This is a genomic window from Vibrio sp. RM-69-4, from assembly GCF_024743775.1.
In the GTDB taxonomy this organism is placed as follows: domain Bacteria; phylum Pseudomonadota; class Gammaproteobacteria; order Enterobacterales; family Vibrionaceae; genus Vibrio; species Vibrio anguillarum.
The window spans coordinates 1-1,874 of sequence record NZ_JAMQXI010000039.1; the positions used below are offsets into that span (position 1 = coordinate 1).

Consider the following 1,874-nt stretch of genomic DNA (forward strand, 5'->3'; position numbering starts at 1 on the left):
CTAAGGGGCTGGCAACGCATAACACTAAACTCAAACACAACAACTGCAACCACCGCGGCTCAGTGGGACAGGAAACGCCGCGCGTTGACAGTCCCTCTTGAGGCGTTTGTTATGCATTACAAACCACCGGCTAAATCCAGAAAGTTACCCGTGGAAAATGATGATTTTTCAGACGATAACCAATAAATTGCCTCAGCGACTTCATCAGGCAAATCACCACGTTGCATTGGGATTTTATTTTTGAGTCGTTCTATACGGTCAGGCTCTCCACCGTCAGCGTGCATATCGGTATAAATCAATCCTGGGCGAACACAGTTAACTCTGATACCTTCCGCGGCAACTTCCAACGACAGACCTTTTGTTAACGTGTCAATTGCACCTTTTGACGCTGCATAATCGATGTATTCATTCGGTGAACCTGTTCGAGCGGCTCCCGAAGAAACATTAACTATGACACCACCGAAACCACCATGACGAGTTGACATTCGTTTCACTGTTTCACGACAACACAAGAAATAACCTGTCACATTGTTGATGAGAATTGAGTTAATCCTCTCTGCACTCATTTCGTCTAAGCGCATCTGCTTCTTTAAGATACCAGCATTGTTGACAAGAACAGAAACAACACCAAGCTCTTGGTCAACGGTTTCAAACAGTTTAACAACATCACTTTCTTTGGAAACGTCAGCTTGAACCGCAATACAATGACCACCTAACGCTTTGATTTCTTCAACGAGAGTATTAGCAGCCTCAGCATTAGATTTGTAATTTATGCATACGGAAAAACCGTTTTGAGCAAAAAGTTTTGCTGTCGCCGCACCAATCCCTCGGCTACCGCCAGTAATAACAACTACTTTTTGAACGCTCATTATTCATCCTTTTAACGCTGAATTTGATGTAATGCATAACGCCCGGCTAAGGGGTTGACAACGCACCGCCGAACTTAAAAAACACACTTAAACGCTGAACTGCAATTTTGCACTAAAGTTGCCACGCGTTGGCAATCCCTCTTGAGCCGTTTGTTATAGCGTGTTTATTTAGTCTCTGTAGAGAATAAAACTTATTATCTACTTTTCATTATTATAATCATTAATATAGCTTTCATATTTTAAGTGATGACTACTATATTCTTTTTTATCTATTTTATCGAATAACCCATACAACTTGCAAAGATCATTTCTCTGATCAATATAATTCATTTGATAAAGATGCCATCGGGCTAAAAGCTGAGATTCTATAAGCCTAAAATCATGTTTTGTTCGATTTTCCATTTCAGAATAGAATTCATCATCATCATCAACTCTGCCAGCACCATTAATAAACGCCCATAAGCTTCCATCTATTCCTTCAAATCCTTTAATATCATGCAAATGGCTCAATCTAACAACTTCATTGTAAGTACTATTCCAAGGCTTATAAATATGGTCATGCAACTTTTGGTACAGATTACTGCTATCAATCTTATTGATGTGGCGACAATAGGCTGATAAGTTACATTCAATCTTCTTCAAGCTTTTTAGCAAACTCCTAATTTCATCGGATTTATTAATATATGAATCTAATTTATCTAGCTCTAAAATGAATAGATTTTCTGATTTTTGTTTTGATGTGTAATGAACAATAAACACACCAGAAATAGGAAAAGTAAGGCTCATCACTCCAAGTGGGAGCTTACTAATATTCAGAAAATTTGAATAAGCTTCAGGTGTAAAAGATAGACAATAGTCAACCCAGACAGATAAACCAAGTAAAGTTCCAGCGATGAGTGGAGATAATGTAAAAATCCAAAACAAACCATTTTTAAATAATGGTTTCTTATGATTAACTGAAAAAAAAGACATATTAATACCATTTCTAGATGAAAATCATTGAGC

The 1,874-nt window shown here is 37.8% G+C and carries 2 protein-coding genes; both read right to left on the bottom strand.

The features are described 5' to 3' along the window. Nucleotides 1-116 precede the first annotated feature (116 nt). Nucleotides 117-869, bottom strand: coding sequence for an SDR family oxidoreductase (locus NB504_RS06385; protein ID WP_258428511.1), 753 nt, complete (start codon nt 867-869; stop codon nt 117-119). Nucleotides 870-1,067: 198 nt separating this feature from the next. Beyond that, nucleotides 1,068-1,841 (bottom strand): hypothetical protein, encoded by a 774-nt coding sequence (locus tag NB504_RS06390; RefSeq protein ID WP_258428512.1) that lies wholly within the window; start codon nt 1,839-1,841, stop codon nt 1,068-1,070. Nucleotides 1,842-1,874 lie beyond the last annotated feature (33 nt).

What these genes read in the sequence shown, in the direction of transcription:
- NB504_RS06390 (WP_258428512.1), bottom strand. Translation starts at nt 1,841, where the DNA reads ATGTCTTTTTTTTCAGTTAATCATAAGAAACCATTATTTAAAAATGGT.
- NB504_RS06385 (WP_258428511.1), bottom strand. Translation starts at nt 869, where the DNA reads ATGAGCGTTCAAAAAGTAGTTGTTATTACTGGCGGTAGCCGAGGGATT.